The organism is Streptacidiphilus carbonis (genome assembly GCF_000787775.1).
Classification (GTDB): domain Bacteria; phylum Actinomycetota; class Actinomycetes; order Streptomycetales; family Streptomycetaceae; genus Streptacidiphilus; species Streptacidiphilus carbonis.
Genome location: NZ_BBPM01000069.1, coordinates 7577 through 28990 on the forward strand (window position 1 = coordinate 7577; position 21414 = coordinate 28990).

The window sequence follows — 21414 nt, forward strand, 5'->3', positions numbered from 1 at the left end:
GTGCAGCACGGCACGCACCGCCGCGGCGGTCCGCGCGGCCACGCCGTGCCGCCGCCGCAGCCGCCGCCCGTGCCCGGCCCGGTCCCGCACCATCGGATCGGTCCGGTGCGCGAGGCGCTGCTGCGGCTCCAGGACGACCCGGTCGCCCTGGAGGCCTGGCTCAGCCGACTGGTCCTGCACCTGGACGGCCCCGACGCCGCGCCCCCGGACAGCGAGGCGCGCTGGTGGGCTTCGGCGCTACTGGTCTCGGTGCTGCTGCGGCTGCCGGACGCGGATCCCTATCTGCCGCTGCTGCGCTCCCTCGCCGCCAGGATGGCGGCCCGGGCCCGGGCCGGTGAGCCGACGCTGCCGCTGAGCCTCTGGACCGGGCTGCCGCTGGCGCTCCCGGTGCGGATGGACCTGCTGCGGCTGCTGTCCCGCAGCGGCACGGCGGAACCGCCGGAGGCGGTGGCCGCGCTGCTCGCCGCCGAGCCCGCCGAGGCCTTCCCGGCCCTCTGCGGCTGGCTCAGGGACGAGCAGTCGGCCCCGGCCGCGCTGCAACTGCTGCGCAGCCACCGCAGCACCGGCCTGGACGACCTGGCCGAAGCACTCGCCGCCGCCGCCCATCCTCGCGCCGACGCCCTCCTGCGGGAGCTGGTGGCGGTCGAGCCGTCGGCGATGTGCCGGGCCGTCGACCGCTGGGCCCACGACCCGCGCCCCGAACGCCATGTGGCCGCCGCGGTGCACGCGCCGGCCCTGGCACTGGCCCTGGCACCGGCCACCGACCGCATGCCGGGTGCGGGGGCACCGGGCGCGCGGACATCGGCCGCCGAAGCCGACCTGGCGCTGCTCCGCTATGCCGCCGAGGCCCTGCTGGCCCGCGGCGCCGAGCAGGAACTCCACGGCGCCGCGCTGGCCGTGCTGGTGGCCGACCCGGCGACCCGGGGCCGGTACCTGGCGGCCGCCGTGGACCGCTATGCCGCCGCCGACCCCCATCTGACGCCCCGCTCGCTGGCGCCGGCCCTGGACGGCCACCCCTCGCTGGTCCTCTCCGGCTACCGGGCCCGGATGCACCAGCCGGGGGAGGAGGCCGCAGCCGTCCTGCGCACCCTGGGTGCGACGCAGGCCCCGCACGCCAGGGCGGCCGCGGCCCGGCTGGTCGGGGAGTACCTCGCCCTGCACCCGGAGGCGGCCGGGCACGTCGCCGCCTGGCTGGCGGCCCGCACCCGGTACGGACCGGCCGAGCTGGCGGTGCTGCTGCCCTTCCTCCGGGACCTCGCCGACCAGCCGCCACCGGTGCTCGCGGCCTTCCGCGACGCGCTGGCCGACAGCCGTGACCCGCTGCACCGGGAACTGCTGTCCGTCCTTCGCGAGGCCGAGCCAATGCGGGGCAGCGATCAGCCGCATGGCAGGCTATAGGTGTCACAGCGACAAGCGAACGAGGAGCGGTCAGGGTGCAGCGCTGGCATGGCCTGGAGGAAGTCCCCGGGGACTGGGGGCGCAGCGTCGTCACCATCGGCTCCTTCGACGGGGTGCACCGGGGCCACCAACTGATCATCAGCAAGGTGGTCGAGCACGCCCGGGAGCTAGGCGCCCGCTCCGTCGTGGTCACCTTCGACCCGCACCCCAGCGAGGTGGTCCGCCCCGGCAGCCACCCGCCGCTGCTGGCCTCGCACCGGCGCCGCGCCGAGCTGATGGCGGAGCTGGGCGTCGACGCGGTGCTGGTGATCCCGTTCACCCTGGCCTTCTCGCAGCTCGCACCGGAGGAGTTCGTCGAGCGGGTGCTGGTCGACGCGCTGCGCACGGAGCTGATCGTCGAGGGGCCCAACTTCCGCTTCGGGCACCGTGCTTCCGGTGACGTCAAGCTGCTCGCCGAACTCGGCCGGCAGTTCGGCTTCGCCGTGGACGTCTGCGATCTGACGGTCGGGGCGGCGCACGGCGGCGATGCCGACGGCGAGGCCGTGCCCTGCTCCTCCTCGCTGGCCCGCCGGCTGGTCGCCGAGGGCGACGTGGCCGGCGCGGCCGAGGTGCTGGGCCGCCCGCACCGGGTCGAGGGCACCGTGGTGCGCGGCGCGCAGCGCGGACGCGAGCTCGGCTACCCCACCGCCAATGTGGAGACGCTGCCGCACACGGCCATCCCCGCCGACGGGGTGTACGCGGGCTGGCTCACCGCCGACGGCGAGCGCATGCCGGCGGCGATCTCGGTGGGCACCAACCCGACCTTCGACGGCACCGCCCGCACCGTCGAGGCCTATGCGATCGACCGGGTCGGCCTGGACCTGTACGGGCTGCACGTCAGCGTGGACTTCCTGGCGTACCTGCGCGGGATGGAGAAGTTCGACACCATCGACGCGCTGCTGGACCGGATGGCGGTCGACGTCAAGCGGGCCCGGGAGATGACGGACTGACAGCTCGGGCGGAAGCCGCGGGGCCGAGCGGCCGCGCCGCGACGCCGTGGAAGCCGAAAGGGAGGGAGGCACCCGGTCCGGGTGCCTCCCTCCTTCGGTCACTGCTCCTGCGGCGGGTAGTAGCCCGGCGGCGGGGGCGGCTGCGGCGGGGCCCAGCCCTGCGGCGGCTGCTCCGGGTGCGGCTGCTGGTCCGCGGGGTACGGCTGCGGCTCACCCGGGTACGGCGGCTGCTCCGGGTAGTGCTGCTCCGGATAGGGCTGCTGCTCCGGGTAGTTCTGCTGGGGGTACGGCTGCTGTCCGTACGGCTGCGGGGGCGCCGGCGGCTGCTGCGGCTGCCCGTAGGGGCCCTGGGGATGCCCGTAGGGCGCCTGCGGCTGTCCGTACGGCCCCTGCCCGCCCGGCTGGCCCTGCGGGCCGCCGGGCCATCCGAGCGGCTGCGGCTGGGTCCTCGGGAAGTCCGCGGCCACCATCGCCGCGAGGTCGAAGTACGCCTCCCGGGTCTTCGGCCGCATCCGGCCCAGGTCGACCTCGGCGCCGGCCGAGAGGTGCTCGTCGAAGGGCACCACGATGACGCCGCGGCAGCGGGTCTGGAAGTGGGCGACGATGTCGTCGATCTTGATCATCTTGGAGGTCTCGCGCACTCCGGAGACCACCGTGATGCTGCGCTGCACCAGGTCGGCGTAGCCGTGCGCGGAGAGCCAGTCCAGTGTGGTGCTGGCGCTGCTCGCACCGTCCACGCTGGGGGTGGAGACCACGATCAGCTGGTCGGCGAGGTCCAGCACACCGCGCATCGCGCTGTAGAGCAGGCCGGTGCCCGAGTCGGTCAGCACGATCGGGTACTGCCGGCCCAGGAAGTTGATGACCTGGCGGTAGTCCTCGTCGTTGAAGGTGGTGGACACCGCCGGGTCGACGTCGTTGGCCAGGATCTCCAGGCCGCTGGGCGCCTGCGAGGTGTAGCGGCGGACGTCCATGTAGCTGCTGAGGTGCGGGATCGCGGTGACCAGGTCGCGGATGGTGGCACCGGTCTCCCGGCGCACCCGTCGGCCGAGCGTGCCCGCGTCGGGGTTGGCGTCGACGGCGATGACCTTGTCCTGCCGCTCCGAGGCCAGCGTGGCGCCCAGCGCGGTGGTGGTCGTGGTCTTGCCGACGCCGCCCTTGAGGCTGATGACCGCGATCTTGTAGCAGCTCATCACCGGGGTGCGGATGATCGCCAGCTTCTGCTGGCGGTCCGCCTCGGCCGCCTTGCCGCCGAAGCGGAACCGCGGGGTGCTGCGGCGCTCGTCGGGCTGCTTGCGCAGCAGTCGGTCCGAGGACAGCTCGACAGCGGCGGTGTAGCCGAGCGGCGCACCGGGAGCCGCCCCGGGCTGCTGCTGCGGCCAGCCGCCCTGACGCGGATCGACCGGCGGCTGTGCAGGCGCCCACTGCTGCTGGGGCTGTGGCGGCTGCTGCGAGTACTGCGCCTCGGGGGCCTGGGGGCCCTGAGGGCCTGGCGGGGCCCACTGCTGCGGAGGCTGCTGTTGGTGCTGCTCGGCGGTCGGCGGGGGCACCGGCGGCGGCGTCCACTGCGGCTGCTGCTCGACGGGTACGGGCGCCGGCACCGGTTCCGGCGCGGGCGGGGCCCACTGCTGCTGTGGGGGCTGCTGCTGCGGCCACGGCGCCGGCCGGGGCGGCTGCGGCTGCTGCGACACCGGCGGGACCGGCGGCAGTTGGGCCTCCTCGGTGGCAGGACGGTAGGCCTGCGGCGGGACCGGCGCTTCCATGGCCGGGGCCGCGGGCTCGGGCACGGGTTCTGACGAGGCCTCGGGCTCCGCCTCCGGCGTCACCCCGACCGGCTCGACGATCTCCTGCTGCTCCCGCTCGGGTTCCCGGCCCGGCTGCTTGCGCAGATCGGCGCCGACCGGGATCGCGTCCACCGGCCCAGACGCCGAATCGGCCACCGGCGCAGGCGCAGGCGCAGGTTCGGGCTGGGGCTCGGGCGCGGCCGGTGCCGCGTCCTGGACAGGCGGCGCGTCCTGCACGACCGGTGCCGCGTCCTGCGCGGGCGGCGGCGCCTGTACGCCGAGGGCGGGGGTTCGCGGCGCCTCGTAGGCCTGCGCGGGCACGAAGGGCGCGGGCGGCGGCGGTTCGGGCGCGGCCGACTGGGCCGGGCCCACCTGCTGCGCGTTCTGGGTGTACCAGGCCGGAGGCGTGTATTCGGGCGCGTCCGACCACTCCTCGTCTTCGTCCGGCGCAGGGTCGCCGACATAGACGCCGTCGCGATCGCTCGTCACTGCTGTCCCTCTCGTTCGCCTCCGTGATGCACCAGGGTAGTCAACCAGGCGACGTGCCTGGCAGACCCCCTCGCGCCGTCGTTGCCGCGCCGACTCAGTCGACCCTTCGAGCCTGCCCCAGCAACTGGGCCTCGGCCCCGGTCGGTCCGCTCATCACGAACACCCGCCGCCTGCGGTTGCCCCAGAGGGTCACCCCGTCGCCGAGCGTGGAGAGCGCCCCGACCTCGCCGGGCGGCAGTTCCAGCGCCTGTCCGGCCAGTGCCGCCTCCTGCGGGGCGACCCGCTGGACGCCGATCAGGTCGGCACCGGCCAGCAGCCGCTCCGCGCCGGGACCGAGGAAGGGCAGCAGCGTCAGCGTGGTCTGCCAGGGGCCGGCCGAGAGCCGGCTCCGCGGCGGCCGCGCGCCGCAGTCCCGCACCACCAGCACCGGAGCGGCGACCGATGCGCCCTGCGGACCGATCCGGCCCACCGGGTGCACCGTGACGCAGGGCTGGCCGCCGCCGGCGGCCTGGGCCACCGACGCCCAGGCCTGGTGCCGGGCGGTCTCCACGGCGACGCGGGCGCCGGTCGCGGCCGCCCGCAGCGCGATCAGCTGCGCCGTCCACACCCCGCCGACCAGGATCACCTCGTAGGCACTGGGCCGGAACAGCCCGATCACCGCGGGGGCGCCGGCGCCGTCCACGCCGATCACCACGCCGTCGTCGCCGACCGGCAGCGTCATCGACGACAACTGCTCCCGGCTCAGCACATGCTGTTCCCGTTGCGGCCCGCGCAGTCCGAAGCCGGGCAGCGCCCGCCGGGTTCCCGGGCCGACTGCCTCCACCGTGCTCACCGTGCCTGCTCCCCTCACCGAGTGCCGCCCAGCGGCAGCGTCGCCAGCAGGCCGGGGACCTGTTCGTGGTCGAGCCGGACCAGCCCCACCCCGGCGCTCCTGGCCCGGTTCTCCAACTGCCTGGTCACCTGATCGAGGTCACCCTCGCCGCGCGCGGTCACCCGGACGTGTCCGCTCAGCGCCACGGAGCCGCCCCCGGCCTGACGCAGCGTCAGTCCGAAGCTGGTGCCCAGTGCCGGCATCCCGGTCAGCAGGTTCACCAGCCCGGCGGCGTCCGTGCCGGTACCCGGCGCGGTGAGCCGGGGCCACTGTCCGATCCAGTAGGTGGCGTGCCAGCGGTCGTCGCAGCGCCAGGCCCTGGCCGTCTCCGAGGTGCGGCGGTCACCGGTGGCCGAGGCGTTGGTCCGCAGCGGACTGGCACAGGTGGCGGTGGAGACGGCGGCGGTCACTCCGCCCGCGTCGAGCACCGTCGCCCGCAGCCCGGCGCCGACCAGGCGGCTGGCCAGTTGGTCGGTGGCGCGCTGCAGCGCCTTGCGGGCGCCCGCCTCGCCGCCGCCGCGGGCGGCCACGGCGGTGCGGCACAGTTCGGGGTCCAGCCTGACGGCGACCCAGGTCATCCGCAGCCCCGGGGTGCCGGCGCCGTCGGGCAGCTCCCGGTAGCCGCGGGCGGCGAGAGCCTGCTCGGGCAGGTGCGGCGCGGGGGCCGGCTGGCTGTACTGGACCACCTGGACCGAGTCCACGGTCACGTCGTCGACCTGGAGGCCGTCGGCCAGCAGGTCCAGCGGAAGCCCGGAGTGGCCGCCGCGGACCGGGCGCAGCGGATCGTCCAGGGCCTCGACCTGGATGACGGCGGTCAGGAAGGTCCCGTCCCCGATCATGCCGATCTCGCGCCGCTCCCGGCGGCCGGTGGTCGCGCTGCCCTCGACCTGCACGGTGTGCTGCACGGTGCGCAGCGCGGGCTCGCACTCCAGCACCGGCGCCATCGCCGGGTCGACCTCGACGGCCGGGGCGGCGGCCGTCCGGGCCCGCCGCTGCCGGTTCCGCAGCCCGGACCTGGCCCGAATCATCTCGGCGGGGGTGAGGCCGTGCCGGCGCACGAGCCCCAGCAGCACCAGCACCGCGGCCACGGATCCGCAGGGGACCAGTACCTTCATGCCGGCGCCGAGGCCGACCACGACCAGTACCGCGGCGATCTCGAACAGGACCAGCTGCGGCAGCCGCAGCGGTCCGAGCCGGCCCGGCCTGGGCCGCGGCAGCGGCTGGACCTGGGCCGCGCGGCGGGCCGCGGGCGCGTTCGCGCCGGGCCGGTCCGACGGCCCCTGGGGCTGTTGGACGCGCGGTGGTGCGGTCTGGCTCGACATCCCCCGGGTCAACCTTTCTGGACGGACGGCACTCCCACGACTCGGAGGCGTCCCCCCGAACCCCGGCCCGAAGGGTGGCCGGTTGGCTGATCGCAATACCGTACCCGTACGGTACGTAGGGTTCGCGGGCGGGCGCGGGTTGTCTGACCGGTCCCCGCGGGGTCGGAGCACTGGGACGGGGAGAGTCGACAGCATGGCGTCACGCCGGAACGAACTGAGTGCCTACACCTTCTCACGGAGGCGCACGGTCGCGGCCTTCCTCCAGCCTTCCGGCGGGGGCAATGAGGAGGACGCGCCCAAGCCCAGGCGGGCGGTGGTGCCCGGGGTGATCGTGGGAGCGCTGGCCGTGGCCGGGTTCGGCGCCTACGGCATGATCAAGCCGACCGCGCCGCTGCACTGGGACAGCGCCAACGCGGTGATCGTGGACAAGGAGACCACCACCCGTTACGTGATGATCGACCACCAGTTGCACCCGGTGCTCAACATCGCCTCGGCCAGGCTGCTGCTCCCGGCGGGCTCCACGGTGGAGGAGGTCGACGACAAGGTCCTCAACTCGGGCAAAGTCCCGCACGCGCCGACCGTGGGCATCCCCTACGCCCCCGACAGCCTGCCGACGGCCAAGGACGCGGCCGCGGCGAAGGCCTGGGTCGACTGCCAGCGGCCGGCCGCCGGCAGCCAGGGCGGCACCGACCAGAAGCTGTTCGTGCTGGGCGGCGCCGACTCCGCCAAGGTCTCCGGCACCGACAAGGCGTCCGGCGCCGGCCAGGTCGACGCCGGCCACGCCTTGTACGTGCGGGCCCCCAGCGGTACCTACCTGGTCGACTCGACCGGCACGGCGCACGCGTTGACGGCGGCCAACGGGCAGGACACGCTGCTGGCCACGGCGGCCTTCGGTGCGACGCTCGCGCAGCCGCAGACCGTGACCAAGGACTGGCTGGACACCCTGCGGACCGGCGACCCCATCAGCATCCCCGAGTCCGAGATCACCGGCTTCGGGGACCCGACCCGGGCCCTGGGCCACGACTTCAAAGTGGGCGACACCTTCAGGGTGGCGGCCGGCAACGGCTCGTACCTGCACTACGTGGTGCTGAAGGACGGCGTCCACCGGATGTCCGACTTCACCGACGGCCTGGTCCAGGCGCTGCACCCGGAGAACACCACGGAGCAGGTGATGTCCGCGGCCGCGGTGCCCGGCGCTAACGACAAACCGCAGTTCGAGGCCGACAAGGACTGGCCGAAGCAGGTGGTCCGCCAGGTGAACACCTCGACCACCGGGGTGGCCTGCAGCGTCTACACGGGTGCCACCACGGCGTCCGGGGTCCCGGTGCTGGGTCTGTGGACCGGTGCGGCCTATCCGGTCGACAGTTCGTCAGGAACGGCCGGGGTGTACGTCACCCCGGGCACCGGGCTGCTGTTCCGCTCGGTCACCGGGACCAGCACCACGGCCGGCCCGGTCAGCCTGCTGACGGACACCGGCCTGCGCTACCCGGTGCAGCTCAACACCGACGGCAGCAGCCCCTCTGCCGGGGCCTCGGCCACGGCCGGCAGCAGTTCGACCGGCTCCGGCCAGAGTGCCGCGCAGCAGGACAACGCCCAGGCCAGGCTGGGATACAGCGGCATCGCGCCGGCGCCGGTCCCGGAGACCTGGACCGGGCTGCTCTCGGCCGGCCCCGCACTCACCACCGCGGCCGCCGGTCAGCAGCAGGGCTCCTGAATTTCCGTCAGCGTCGGCGGGCCCGGTCGGGCACGTCGGCGCAGGCCGGGGCGGTGCGTGTCCGCACCGCCCGCACCGGGTGGGAAAGTTGTCCACAGCCCGGTGTTGGGGGCGTTGCACATGACAGCTAGAGTGCTGGGGGACATCACTGCAGTGGTGTCGGCCGCCGGTGCCCGGAAGGGCGCCCCGGTCTCGATGGTCTGTCTCATGGGGGACGGTGTACATGTCGGGTCAGTTCAGGACTACCGCCGATGAGATGCGTGCTTTTTCGGGCCGCATCTCCGACGTCAACGCGCAGATCCAGGCCGAGCTCAGCCGGCTGGAGAGCCTGGTCAGCTCGATCACCTCGGGGTGGCAGGGTTCCGCCGCGCAGTCGTACAACACGCTCCAGCAGCGGTGGAACGCCGACGCGGGCAAGCTCAACAAGGTGCTCAACGAGATCAAGGAAGCCATCGACGCGACCACCGCTTCGTACTCCGGTACCGAGCAGGACCAGCAGTCCTCGATGAGCAAGATCGCCTCGGCCCTCGGCTGACCTGACCGCAATCACACCACTGCTCGGAAAGAGGACATCTATGTCTGCCCCTGACGGCCACATCCTGGTCAGCTTCTCCACCATCTCGAACGCCGCCGAAGAGGTGCGCAGCACCGCCGCCCGGGTCCAGTCGCAGCTCGACGACCTGCAGGCCGGCGTCTCCCGGATCGCCCAGAGCTGGGAGGGCAAGGCGCAGGAGGGCTACCAGGCGCGTCAGGCGGAGTGGAACTCCTCCGCCACCGACCTGCACACCGTGCTGACCCAGATCGCCGCGGCGCTGGACAGCGCCGCGCAGAACTACCAGTCGACCGAGAACAAGAACGCCGGCATCTGGGCCTGATTTCTCGGGCCTGAAGGCTTGTTGCCGTCGCCGTGCCGGGTCCGTGAGACGGGGCCCGGCACGGCGCGTTCTTCACTACGCCTTCTCGACCATGGACACCGCGGGGGACCGAACAGCAGTGAGCAGGCACCACAACCGTCGCCGTGCGCTCCCGGCGCTGCTCGTCGCGGCCGCGCTGGCCGCCACCGCCCCCGGCCCCGCGTCGGCCCTCACGCACCCGCCGCGCACCGCGCTGGCCTCCGACGGCCAGTGCGTCTTCCCTGCCGCGAGCATCCCCGGCGAGCCGTGGTCCCTGCAGCGGGTGCTGCTGTCCGAGCTCTGGCGCTACGCCACCGGCAAGGGGGTGACCGTGGCAGTCATCGACACCGGGGTCGACAACACCAATCCGCAGCTCAGCGGTGGAGCGGTGGTCGCCGGGACGAACTATCTGACGGACTCCAAGGGCAACGCGTTCACCGACACCGTCGGCCACGGCACCATGGTCGCCGGCATCATCGCGGCCCGGCCCGCGTCGAGCACCGGATTCGTCGGGCTGGCCAAGGACGCCACCATCCTGTCGCTGCGCCAGAACGACGGCCAGGGCAGCGGGGGCGACGTCAAGAACATGGCCAAGGCCGTCGACGAGGCCGTCTCCAAGGGCGCCGGCGTCATCAACATCTCGCAGGACGTCTCCACCAACGGCAAGCCGGTCTACCAGTCGCCGGACGGCCCGCTGGGCGCCGCCATCGCCAAGGCGATCCGCAAGGGGGTGGTGGTCGTCGCCGCGGCCGGCAACGAGAACCTCTCCGACCCGACCTACCCGGCCTCGTTCCCCGGGGTGCTCGGCGTCGGGGCGTCCGACCGGGACAACGAGCGGGCCGACGGCTTCTCCGAGACCGGGACCTCGGTGCAGGTCGCCGCGCCGGGCGTGGACATGGTCTCCACCGTGCCCAAGGGCGGCCAGTGCGTCGACTCGGGAACCAGCTTCGCCGCCCCCTACGCGGCCGCCGTCGCGGCCCTGCTCAAGCAGAAGTACCCGACCTGGACGTCGGCGCAGATCGTCGCCAGGATCGAGCAGACCGCCCAGCGCACGGACGCCGGCCGCAACCAGTACATCGGCTGGGGCGTCGTGGACCCGGTCGCGGCCCTCTCGGACAACTCTCCTCCGGAGTCCGCGGCGGTGCCCACGGTGCGGAGCAGGGCCTCGGCAGCGCCGCTGCAGCCGGTACCGATGTCGCTCGGCGAGACCCAGGCCGACCGGGACCGCCGCACCGCCGCCTACACGCTGGGCATCGGCCTGCTGGCGGTGCTGCTGATCGCCGGCACCGCCGTGGTCGTCCGCGACATGGGGCGTCGCCGCGCGGGCTGAGCCGTACGGCGACGCAGGTTCGGGCGATTCGGATGGATCGGATCAGACCGCGGGCTCCTCGTCCTCCGGAATGGTGATCACCCAGCGGGTCTCCGGCCGTGGCCGGAGGTAGAAGACCCAGTACAGGGCGGCGGCCGCGGTGATTCCGCCGGTGATCCACAGGGCCTTGGCCTCCTGGGTGTACATCACATAGCCGAGCACGGCCAGGATGACCACCGGCACGACCGGCCAGGCCGGCATCCGCCAGGCGCCGGACTCCCTGTGCTTTCCGCGCCGTGCGCCCAGCGCCGCGACGGCGACGAAGCCGTAGAGCAGGGTCACGGCCACGCCGGTGACCAGGCTGAGGGTGTCCAGGTTGACGAAGCAGAGCACGGCGCCGGGGACGCCGACCGCCAGGGTGGCCACCCAGGGGGCGCCGAAGCGGGTGCTGATGGTGGCGAAGGCCCGGTTGACGGGCTCGGGCCAGGCCTTGTCGCGGGCGGAGGAGTAGAGCACCCGGGAGTTCTGGATCACCATCACGATGGCGGCGTTGATGATGGCCAGGGCCACACAGAGGCTGACGATGTTGCCGACGGTGGAGTCGGTCCACGCGGTCACCATGCCGCCGATGTCCCCGTCGGCCAGGGCCTGGAGGGTGGGCGCGCCCAGGGTGATGGCGACGACCGGGACCAGGATCACGGCGGAGCCGATGACCAGCGTCCACATCACCGTGCGCGGGACGGTGCGCTGCGGGCGGTCCATCTCCTCGGCCAGGTAGACCGCGGTGGAGAAGCCCTGGGTGATGAACAGTGCCCCGGCCAATCCGATGATGATGGTGCCGGTGCCGACCGAGCCGCCGGGGAGGTGCGGGTGGACCAGCACCGACGCCGACCGGTTGGCGTGGGCGAAGCCGAGCGCGGCGACCAGCGAGGCCGCGGCGACCTCCAGACACAGGAAGATGCCGGTGATCCAGGCGTTGGCCCGCAGGTCCAGCAGGCCCACGACGGTCGCGGCCAGCATCACCACCGCGCCCATCACCTTGGCGTCGACGTGCACCAAGGGCGCCAGGTACTCGGCGGTGCCCAGGGCGATGATCGGCGGCACGATCATGACGACGATCAGCGCCTGGATGAACGCCAGCCATCCGGCGAAGCGGCCCACGGTGTGACCGGCCATCGCGTACTCGCCGCCCGCGCTGGGGATCAGCGTGCCGAGCTCGGAGTAGCACCAGGCCACCCCGACGCACAGGACCATGGCGATCAGCAGGGTGAGCGCGGTCCCGGTGCCGAGACTGGCGAAGGCAGCCGGCACCAGCACGAACAGCGAGGACGCCGGGGTCACGCACGACAGCGTGAGCAGGGTCCCGCCGACGACGCCGAGCGAGCGCTTGAGCTTCTGCGGCTCGTCGGCCTGCGGGACGTCCGTGACGGGGATGCGGTCCTGGGGCGGCTTGCTCAGGATGTCGGTCATGTGCGTTCCGATCGGATCGGTGGGGCTCTGGTGCGGGAGAAGCGGTATCGCCTCCGGTCGGATTGGCTGCTGCGAATCTGTCGCTCTCCGGCGGCCATGTAACCCCTGCTGTTAACGGGGCGTCAAGGGCCGATTTGCTTCGGATTTCGTTGCCGCACGGCTGATCGACAACCGATGTGATGGCCCATCAGTGATCTGAGACAAATAACCCCTTTGTCCATTTGCCTCTGCATCAATCGCTCTATGAAATTATTACCTTTGATTGAAAGGAAAAGATCGCATTTTCCCTACGGTCCTTGCGGATCTTCGACCAGCTTCCAGGCATGGGGAAAGGGGCCGCCGAGTGACGAATCACTCAGCGACCCCTTCGGATCGGACTGCGGTGTCCGGATAACGATTTACTGCTGCTGCCCCAGCCAGCCCGTCTGCACCGTGAAGGTGCCGCGCCTGCGGGTGACCAGCACGCCCCGGCCCGGCGGCATCGGCTGCGGCCTGACGTTGCCGAGCAGCACGCCCTCGTCCCGGTCGCCGGACAGCACGATGCCCTGCGCGCCCAACTCCTTCAGCCGCTGCATCACCGGCTCGTACAGCGCGCGGCCCGCGCCGCCGGAGCGGCGGGCGATGATGATGTGCAGCCCGATGTCCTTGGAGAAGGGCAGCACCTCCAGCAGTTGCTGCAGCGGGTTGCCGGTCGAGGTGGCGACCAGGTCGTAGTCGTCGATGACCAGGAACAGCTCGGCGCCCGACCACCAGCTGCGGTCCCGCAGCTGCTCCTGGGTGACGTCCGGGCCGGGGATGCGGCGCTCCATCGAGCCCCTGATGTCGCCGAGGAACGCCTGCAGGGCCGGCTGCGCGGCCGCGTACTCCAGCAGGTGCGGTGTGGTGACCACGCCCAGCAGCGAGCGCCGGTAGTCGCCGATGACGATCCGGGCCTGGTCCGGCGTGTAGCGCTCGGTGATGCCCTTGAGCAGCAGCCGCAGCAGTGCCGTCTTACCGGTCTCGCCGTCGCCGAAGACGATGAAGTGCGAGTCGGAGTCGAAGTTGAGGAACACCGGCGACAGCGAGTTCTCGTCGATGCCGATGGCGATGCCCTGCTCGGGGTGCTCGAAGCCCTTGGGCAGCCGGTCGGCGGCCAGCACCTCGGGCAGCATCCGCACCTGGGGCGCGCGCGGTCCGGTCCAGGAGCTGTTCACCGCCTGGACGAACGCGGTCACGCCGTCGGCGAGGTCGTCGATCCCGCTGGAGCCGTCGATCCGGGGCAGGCCGCCCAGGAAGTGCAGCTTGTCGGCGGTCAGACCGCGGCCCGGCGCTCCGGCCGGCACGTTCTGGGCGACCCTGCGGTCGATCTCCGACTCCATCGGGTCGCCGAGCTTGAGCTCGACCCGGGTCTGCAGCAGGTCCTTCAGCGCCGGACGGATCTCGCCGTAGCGGGAGGCGCCCACCACCACGTGCACCCCGTACGCCAGACCGCGCTGGGCGATGTCGGTGACCAGCGGCTCCAGCAGCTCGAACTCCTGACGGAAGGTCAGCCAGCCGTCGATGACCAGGAACACGTCGCCGTACTGCTCGCCCGGCAGCGAGCCGTTCTTGCGCCGGTTGCGGAAGGTTGCGATGGAGTCGATGCCCTGCGCCCGGAACAGCTCCTCGCGCTGGGTCAGCAGCCCGGAGACCTCGCTGATCATGCGGCGCACCTTGTCGGCGTCCAGCCGTCCGGCGACCCCGCCGACATGCGGCAGTCCCTGCATGCCGATCATGCCGCCGCCGCCGAAGTCCAGCAGGTAGAACTGCACCTCGGAAGCGGTGTGGGTGAGCGCGAAAGAGCTGATCATGGTGCGCAGCAGGGTGGACTTCCCGGAGCGGGGACCGCCCACCACCATGCCGTGCCCGGCCGCCCCGGAGAAGTCCAGGTACAGCAGGTCGCGGCGCTGCTCGAAGGGCTTGTCGACCAGGCCGATCGGGGCGACCAGACGACTGGTCCCGGCGTACTCGGGTGCGCACAGCCCCCGGTCGGGCGTCGCGCCGAGCGGCGGCAGCAGTTGGTCCAGCGGCGGCGCCTCGCTGAGCGGCGGCAGCCACACCTGGTGGGCCGGCGGCCCCTGGCCCTCCAGCCGGTCGACGATCACGTCCAGCACGGTGTCCGCCAGCGCGTCGTCCTGGCGGCGCGGGGCCTCCGGCTCCATCTCGTTCAGCGGCAGCAGCGGCTTGGCCACCGGCGCCCCGGTGAACAGCACCGGGCGCTGCCGGTGCACCCGGCCGGTGGACTCCTGGACGGCGCCGCTGCGGTAGGGGCCGGACACATAGGCGGCCTTGAACTGCGCCATCACGTCGGTGCCGAACTTCAGATAGCCGACACCGGGCACCGGCGGCAGGTGGTACGCGTCGGGGACACCGAGCGCCGCCCGGGACTCGGCGGCGGAGAAGGTCCGCAGCCCGATCCGGTAGGAGAGATAGGTGTCCAGACCGCGCAGCCGGCCTTCCTCCAGCCGCTGCGAGGCCAGCAGCAGGTGCACGCCCAGGGAGCGGCCGATCCGGCCGATCTGGATGAACATCTCGATGAAGTCGGGCTTGGCGGTGAGCAGCTCGCTGAACTCGTCGATGATCAGCAGCAGCGAGGGCAGCGGCTCCAGCGGGGCGCCGGCGGCGCGGGCCCGCTCGTAGTCGTGGATGTTGGCGTAGTTGCCGGCCGCGCGGAGCAGCTCCTGACGGCGGTTCAGCTCGCCGGTGATGGAGTCGCGCATCCGGTCGACCAGGGTGAGCTCCTCGGCCATGTTGGTGATGACCGCCGAGGTGTGCGGCATGTCGGCCATGCCGGCGAAGGTCGCACCGCCCTTGAAGTCGGCCAGGACGAAGTTCAGCACCTCCGAGGAGTGCGTCATCGCCAGACCGAGCACCAGGGTGCGCAGCAGCTCCGACTTGCCGGAGCCGGTCGCGCCGACGCACAGGCCGTGCGGGCCCATGCCCTCCAGCGCCGCCTCCTTCAGGTCCAGCATCACCGGCTCGCCGCCGGCGCCCAGACCGATCGGGACGCGCAGCTTGTCGTGCATCGGCCGGGGCCGCCAGGTCCTGGCCACGTCCACGGACATGGCGTCGCCGACGCCCATCAGGTCGGTGAAGTCCAGGTTGGCCAGCAGCGGCTCGTCGTCGTCGCCGATCGAGGCCCGCAGCGGGGCGAGCTGCCGGGCCAGTGCCTCGGCCTGCCAGGCGCTGAGCACGTCCGGCCGGCCGCGGTACACGCTGCCGCCCGCGGAGGTGAGCTGCATCTGCTCGGGCCCGACCACCACGGCGAGGGCGCCGCGCGGTTCGTCCAGGTCGCCGGGGATGACCTCGATGACGGTCACGCCCTGCAGCCCCTCGCCGCTGGCCAGCACCGAGTCGGCGCCGACCGCGGCGCCGTCCAGGACGACGACCAGGTGCGGCTGCTCCGGCACCGGGGTGGCGTCGCGGTGGAACCGGGCCCGACCGGTCAGCTGGTCGGCGAGCATGTCCTCCAGGGCGTCCAGCGAGGTGCAGATCATCCGGGCGGAGCCGGCGCCGTCCGACTCGGTGGGGTGCTGGACATGGGGCAGCCACTTGGCCCACTCCCACTCCGGTCCGGCGCCCGGGGCGGCGGCGATGCCGACCATCAGGTCGTCGGGGGAGTGCAGGGTGCTCAGCTGCGCCAGTGCGGCGCGCACCGTCCCGTACACGGTGTCCGGGTCGCCGGACACGGTGAGGTGGTAGAAGGCCCGCAGGGAAACGGCCAGCGGCAGGTCGGGCAGGGTGCCGTGGACGGCGAGGAAGCTCTTCATCGCCTCGGCGGTCAGCGGTTCGAGCTCGTCCACCGGGGCGGTCTGCGGCGGGACCAGACGGGTCGACAGCTGCTGCGGTCCGGTGCCCAGCCTGATCTGGGCGAAGTCGCTGTCGGAGGCGCGGCGCTCCCACAGCCGGCGGCCCTCGGCGACCACGGCCCACAGCTGGTCCGGGGCGGGATGCAGGTAGAGCTGGGCGTCACGCTGGCCGGCCGCGGTGCGGCGGACCTGCTTGCGCAGCTGGGCCAGGTACTTGAGGTAGTCGCGGCGGGCGTCCTCCATCTCCCCGCCGCCGCCCTTGCGCTGCGAGCTGACCTGGGCGACGGCCATGGCGACGGTCGAGGCGACCATCATCCCGCCCATCACCTTCATCATCATCTGCATGCCGGGCATGAAGAAGAAGGCGGCCGAACCCGCGGTGGCGAGCATCGGCAGCAGCGCCTGCCACCACTTGCCGCCGTCGCCGCGGGGGAGTTCGGGCGGCGATTCCAGGCGGACTTCCTCGCTCGGCACCTCCGGCGGGTGAACCCGCGGCGGTCGCTTGACGGTTACCACGCTCAAGGTCGTACCAGCCTCGTCCTGTCGAGTCCCCTGACGGGCACGGACGGTCGCCGCTGGCGCTCCCCGTGTCACCGCTCTCCGCAGGGGCCGATCCTAGTCCCTACCGTGACAGGGGCAGGCCAGGGGTCGGAACTCCCCACCCTCTCCTCTATATGGAGCGGTCGTGCACACAGCAGCGGTGCCGCGGCCCTCCCGACCGGGCGCGGCACGGCCCGCGGTTGCCGGTAGGGTGAGCCGCTGACAGAGCCACAACACGCACAGGGGGAGGGGCTCCGGGTGAGCACCAGCGCAGCCACCGGATTCTGCCGGGTCACCGTCGTCGCACCGGACAGCCGGATCGATGTCGCACTGCCCGAGGACATCCCCCTGGCCGACGTCTACCCCGAGGTGCTGCGACTGTCCGGGCAGACCCTGCCCGAGGGCGCGCCCACCGGCTTCCACCTGGTGCGCCGCGACGGCACGGTGCTCGACAGCAGCCTCCCGCTGGTCGCCCAGCAGGTCCGCGACGGCGACCTGCTCAGCCTGCGCCCCTTCGCCGACTCGCTGCCCCCGGCCGTGTACGACGACGTGGCCGAGGCCATCGCCACCGCGGTCTCCGCCGACCGCAGCCTGTGGGGCCCGCAGCTGATGCGCGGCGCCGCGCTGATCGGCGGCGTGGTGATGCTGGTGCTGCTCGGCTTCGCGCTGTGGTTCTGCGACCTGCGCCACGACATGCACTCGCTGCCCGGGCTGCTCTCCGGTGTCACCGCCCTGGTGCTCACCGCCCTGGCCGGAGTCCGGGCCCGGGTCTACGGCGACCGCGGCACGGCCCTGGCGCTGGGGCTGGCCGCGCTGCCGCACGCGCTGATCGGCGGCTCGGGGATCATCGCGATCAGCCAGAACCAGGCCATGACCCACGGGCCGGGCCGGGTCCAGTTCCTGGTCGGCTGTGTCGCCGTGCTGATCCTGTCGGTGCTGCTGACCGCGCTGATGCCCGGTGGTGACGCACCGTTCGTGGCTGCCACCGTGGTCTCCGCCGCCGGCACCGCGGCCACCTTCGCCGCCATCCTCACCGACGCCTCGGCCCGCCAGGTGGCCGCGGCCGCCGCGGTCGTCGCCGTCGCCCTGATCGGCTTCCTGCCCCAGCTCTCGGCCCGGTTCGCCCGGCTGCCGGTCGCCTTCCACGCCCCGCAGCAGATCGACCCCAACGCCGGGAACCGGTTCGGCGCCCAGTCCGGCGGCCAGCCGGCCGAGGAGGACCCGGCCGACTACACCCGGATCGCCGCCAAGGCGCGCCGCGGCCACGAACTGCTGGTCGGGCTGGTCGGCGGCTGCGCCGCCGTCGTCATCGGCAGCTCGGCCGTGCTGGCCTTCACCGACAGCACCTGGCCGGAGGTGCTCGCGCTGGTCCTCGGCCTGGCCACGATGCTCCGCGCCCGGCTGTTCCGGCACACCACCCAGGTCATCTGCCTGCTCGGGGCCGGCCTGCTCAGCCTCGGCCTGCTGGTGGTCGGCATCTCGCTGAACCTGCAGAGCTTCCTGATCGCGAACATCGCCAGGACCTCGGCCGTCGACGTGCACGTCCTGGGTCTGGGCGCGGCCATCGCCATCGGCGCGGCGCTGCTGGTCGGCGTCGCCCTGATCGTGCCCACCCGCGGGGTCACCCCGTTCTGGGGCCGGATCCTGGACCTGGTCGACAGCCTGCTGCTGATCTCGCTGATCCCGCTGGCGCTGGCCGTCCTCGACGTCTACTCCACGGTCCGCAGCTTCACCAGCTGAGGGTCCCGCGCAACGCTGTCAAGGTGTACTCTGCCGCGCTGGTAGGCTGGTGCAGGGTTGCAAGGCCTGCCTTGCACCCCGCCGCCGGGTTCCACGAGTTCCTGTGAAGCAGACCAGGACCATCCGGCACCACTGAGACACCAAGGAGTTGCTGTGGCCCTCGACGCCGCTGTCAAGAAGCAGATCATGGACGAGTTCGGCACCAAGGAGGGCGACACCGGCTCCCCCGAGGTCCAGGTCGCCATGCTCAGCCGCCGTATCTCGGACCTGACCGAGCACCTCAAGACCCACAAGCACGACCACCACTCGCGTCGTGGCCTGCTGCTCCTCGTCGGCCAGCGCCGCCGTCTGCTGCAGTACCTGGCCAAGAAGGACATCGAGCGCTTCCGTACCCTGGTGGACCGCCTCGGCATCCGCCGCGGTGCCGCCGGCGCGGCCCGCTAGTACGTCGCCCGGGGGCGGCTCCCAGCACGGGGAGCCGCCCTTCGGCACATCCCGGACCCGAATGGTTGGGCCGGGCGCACGCGTGGGAAAGACTGCGTGCGTAAGGTGAGAACGAAGGGTGGAGCGCCCTCCGGCTACGCGCGCCGCGCGTGACGACGAGAGGGCCGACACCGCGGGACGACCGGACCGGTCGCCGCCCGCAAAGACGCGGAGCGTCCACACGCATCCCGACCGCCGGCGCCACCGGGCGCCGGTCCTCGGTAGTGGCCGCCGGAGGAACGAGCGCAGCAGCGCCGGCCGTCCGGAGGCTTCGATCGAAGACCGGCCAGGGCCGCCACCAGGTCGTTCGGTGCGGGGACGCTCCACCTGAGGAACACGAAGGAGATCTTCCAGGTGGAAGACAACACCACGCACGAAGCCGTAGCAGTCATCGACAACGGCTCTTTCGGTACCCGCACCATCCGCTTCGAGACCGGTCGTCTCGCCAAGCAGGCCGCCGGCTCCGCCGTCGCCTACCTGGACGACGAGACGATGATCCTCTCGGCGACCAGCGCCTCGAAGCAGCCCAAGGACCACTTCGACTTCTTCCCGCTGACGGTGGACGTCGAGGAGCGGATGTACGCGGCCGGGCGCATCCCCGGCTCGTTCTTCCGCCGTGAGGGCCGGCCCTCCGAGGACGCGATCCTCACCTGCCGTCTGATCGACCGCCCGCTGCGCCCGTCCTTCGTCAAGGGCCTGCGCAACGAGATCCAGGTCGTCTGCACGATCATGGCGCTCAACCCCGACGACCTCTACGACGTCGTGGCGATCAACGCCGCCTCCGCCTCCACCCAGCTGGCGGGCCTGCCGTTCTCCGGCCCCATCGGCGGCGTCCGGGTCGCGCTGATCAAGGGCCAGTGGGTCGCCTTCCCGCGCCACAGCGAGCTGGAGGAGGCCGTGTTCGACATGGTCGTCGCCGGCCGCACCCTGGCCGACGGCGACGTCGCGATCATGATGGTGGAGGCCGAGGCCACCGCCAAGACGATCGAGCTGGTCAAGGGCGGCGCCACCGCCCCGACCGAGGAGGTCGTGGCGGCCGGTCTGGAGGCCTCCAAGGTCTTCATCAAGGAGCTGTGCCGCGCCCAGTCCGAGCTGGCCGCCCACGCCGCCAAGCCCACCGGCGAGTTCCCGATCTTCCTGGACTACCAGGACGACGTGTTCGAGGCGCTCAGCGCCGCGGTCACCGAGGAGCTCGCGCAGGCGCTCACCATCGCCGGAAAGCAGGCCCGCGAGGCCGAGCTGGACCGGGTGAAGGGCCTCGCCTCCGACAAGCTGCTCCCGCAGTTCGAGGGCCGCGAGAAGGAGATCTCCGCCGCGTACCGCTCGCTGACGAAGAAGCTGGTCCGCCAGCGCGTCATCAAGGACAAGGTCCGCATCGACGGCCGCGGGGTCACCGACATCCGCACCCTGGCCGCCGAGGTCGAGGTCATTCCCCGGGTCCACGGCTCGGCCCTGTTCGAGCGCGGCGAGACCCAGATCCTGGGTGTCACCACGCTGAACATGCTCCGGATGGAGCAGCAGCTGGACACGCTGGCTCCGGAGACCCGCAAGCGCTACATGCACAACTACAACTTCCCGCCCTACTCCGTCGGCGAGACCGGCCGCGTGGGCTCGCCCAAGCGCCGCGAGATCGGCCACGGCGCGCTCGCCGAGCGGGCGCTGCTGCCCGTGCTGCCGACGCGTGAGGAGTTCCCCTACGCGATCCGTCAGGTGTCCGAGGCCCTCGGGTCCAACGGCTCCACCTCGATGGGCTCGGTCTGCGCCTCGACCATGTCGCTGCTGAACGCCGGTGTGCCGCTGAAGGCCGCCGTCGCCGGTATCGCCATGGGCCTGATCTCGCAGGAGATCGACGGCGAGACCCACTACGTCGCGCTGACCGACATCCTCGGCGCCGAGGACGCGTTCGGCGACATGGACTTCAAGGTCGCCGGCACCAAGACCTTCGTCACCGCGCTGCAGCTCGACACCAAGCTCGACGGCATCCCCGCCTCGGTCCTGGGCGCCGCGCTGAACCAGGCCCACGACGCGCGTCTGCACATCCTTGACGTGATGAACGAGGCGATCGACGTCCCGGACGAGATGTCCGAGTTCGCGCCGCGCATCATCACCATCAAGATCCCGGTTGACAAGATCGGTGAGGTCATCGGCCCGAAGGGCAAGATGATCAACCAGATCCAGGAGGACACCGGCGCGGACATCACCATCGAGGACGACGGCACCATCTACATCGGTGCGGTCGACGGCCCCTCGGCGGAGGCTGCCCGTACGACGATCAACCAGATCGCCAACCCGACCATGCCGGAGGTCGGCGAGCGCTACCTGGGCACCGTGGTGAAGACCACGACCTTCGGCGCGTTCGTGTCGCTCATGCCGGGCAAGGACGGCCTGCTGCACATCTCGCAGATCCGCAAGCTCGCCGGTGGCAAGCGCGTGGAGAACGTCGAGGACGTGCTCGCGGTCGGCGCCAAGGTGCAGGTCGAGATCGCCGAGATCGACCCGCGCGGCAAGCTCTCGCTGATCCCCGTGGTCGAGGGCGAAGAGGCCGCTGCCGAGGCAGAGGCCAAGTAGGCAGCACCGCACCACCACGC

Annotated in this window: 13 protein-coding genes and 1 pseudogene; 9 read left to right on the forward strand and 5 right to left on the reverse strand. The window is 72.4% G+C overall.

From position 1 onward, the window contains the following. Window positions 1-1398 (forward strand): annotated as a pseudogene (locus tag TR46_RS32870) (serine protease); the annotation flags it as partial. Window positions 1399-1433: 35 nt separating this feature from the next. Then, entirely contained in the window at window positions 1434-2387 is a 954-nt protein-coding gene (locus TR46_RS32875; RefSeq protein WP_042409288.1) for a bifunctional riboflavin kinase/FAD synthetase, read from the forward strand. A gap of 98 nt (window positions 2388-2485) precedes the next feature. Here TR46_RS32875 and TR46_RS32880 read toward each other — a convergent pair whose 3' ends face one another. The 3 genes from TR46_RS32880 to eccE all read right to left on the reverse strand — a co-directional run bounded on the left by TR46_RS32880 (window position 2486) and on the right by eccE (window position 6850). After that, window positions 2486-4657, reverse strand: a complete 2172-nt coding sequence (locus tag TR46_RS32880; RefSeq protein WP_042409290.1) for a MinD/ParA family ATP-binding protein — start codon at window positions 4655-4657, stop codon at window positions 2486-2488. A gap of 94 nt (window positions 4658-4751) precedes the next feature. Then, window positions 4752-5489, reverse strand: coding sequence for a hypothetical protein (locus tag TR46_RS32885; protein ID WP_236655625.1), 738 nt, complete (start codon window positions 5487-5489; stop codon window positions 4752-4754). Between the two features lie 14 nt (window positions 5490-5503). Then, the gene (gene eccE / locus TR46_RS32890) at window positions 5504-6850 is read right to left on the reverse strand and encodes a type VII secretion protein EccE (protein WP_042409293.1); all 1347 of its coding nucleotides are present in this window, start codon (window positions 6848-6850) and stop codon (window positions 5504-5506) included. Window positions 6851-7043: 193 nt separating this feature from the next. Here eccE and eccB point away from each other — a divergent pair, with 193 nt between their 5' ends. From eccB to mycP, 4 genes are all read left to right on the forward strand, one after another. Then, on the forward strand, window positions 7044-8564 hold the full coding sequence (gene eccB / locus TR46_RS32895) for a type VII secretion protein EccB (RefSeq protein ID WP_042409299.1): 1521 nt from the start codon (window positions 7044-7046) through the stop codon (window positions 8562-8564). 223 nt (window positions 8565-8787) lie between these two features. After that, window positions 8788-9099: a WXG100 family type VII secretion target gene (locus tag TR46_RS32900; RefSeq protein WP_042409303.1), complete on the forward strand. Its 312-nt coding sequence runs from the start codon at window positions 8788-8790 to the stop codon at window positions 9097-9099. Window positions 9100-9139: 40 nt separating this feature from the next. Further along, complete coding sequence (locus TR46_RS32905) at window positions 9140-9439, forward strand: WXG100 family type VII secretion target (protein ID WP_042409308.1); 300 nt, start codon at window positions 9140-9142, stop codon at window positions 9437-9439. A 118-nt stretch (window positions 9440-9557) separates the two neighbouring features. Further along, window positions 9558-10787: a type VII secretion-associated serine protease mycosin gene (gene mycP, locus TR46_RS32910; RefSeq protein WP_236655627.1), complete on the forward strand. Its 1230-nt coding sequence runs from the start codon at window positions 9558-9560 to the stop codon at window positions 10785-10787. 42 nt (window positions 10788-10829) lie between these two features. Here the strand turns inward: mycP and TR46_RS32915 are convergent, their stop codons facing one another. Next, window positions 10830-12236 (reverse strand): APC family permease, encoded by a 1407-nt coding sequence (locus TR46_RS32915; RefSeq protein ID WP_042409312.1) that lies wholly within the window; start codon window positions 12234-12236, stop codon window positions 10830-10832. A gap of 398 nt (window positions 12237-12634) precedes the next feature. Next, window positions 12635-16585: a type VII secretion protein EccC gene (locus TR46_RS32920; RefSeq protein WP_042409315.1), complete on the reverse strand. Its 3951-nt coding sequence runs from the start codon at window positions 16583-16585 to the stop codon at window positions 12635-12637. A 276-nt stretch (window positions 16586-16861) separates the two neighbouring features. On the opposite strand from TR46_RS32920, the gene eccD reads away from it, so the two are divergent. The 3 genes from eccD (at window position 16862) to TR46_RS32935 (ending at window position 21394) form a co-directional block, all read left to right on the forward strand. Beyond that, on the forward strand, window positions 16862-18343 hold the full coding sequence (gene eccD / locus TR46_RS32925) for a type VII secretion integral membrane protein EccD (RefSeq protein ID WP_042409318.1): 1482 nt from the start codon (window positions 16862-16864) through the stop codon (window positions 18341-18343). Window positions 18344-18496: 153 nt separating this feature from the next. Next, window positions 18497-18787: a 30S ribosomal protein S15 gene (rpsO, locus tag TR46_RS32930; protein ID WP_030265570.1), complete on the forward strand. Its 291-nt coding sequence runs from the start codon at window positions 18497-18499 to the stop codon at window positions 18785-18787. A gap of 393 nt (window positions 18788-19180) precedes the next feature. Then, entirely contained in the window at window positions 19181-21394 is a 2214-nt protein-coding gene (locus TR46_RS32935) for a polyribonucleotide nucleotidyltransferase (RefSeq protein WP_042409323.1), read from the forward strand. Window positions 21395-21414 lie beyond the last annotated feature (20 nt).

Bases quoted from the DNA above. Each gene is read 5' to 3' on its own strand.
- TR46_RS32915 (WP_042409312.1), bottom strand. From the start codon at position 12,236: ATGACCGACATCCTGAGCAAGCCGCCCCAGGACCGCATCCCCGTCACG.
- eccB (WP_042409299.1), top strand. From the start codon at position 7,044: ATGGCGTCACGCCGGAACGAACTGAGTGCCTACACCTTCTCACGGAGG.
- TR46_RS32905 (WP_042409308.1), top strand. From the start codon at position 9,140: ATGTCTGCCCCTGACGGCCACATCCTGGTCAGCTTCTCCACCATCTCG.
- eccE (WP_042409293.1), bottom strand. From the start codon at position 6,850: ATGTCGAGCCAGACCGCACCACCGCGCGTCCAACAGCCCCAGGGGCCG.
- TR46_RS32900 (WP_042409303.1), top strand. From the start codon at position 8,788: ATGTCGGGTCAGTTCAGGACTACCGCCGATGAGATGCGTGCTTTTTCG.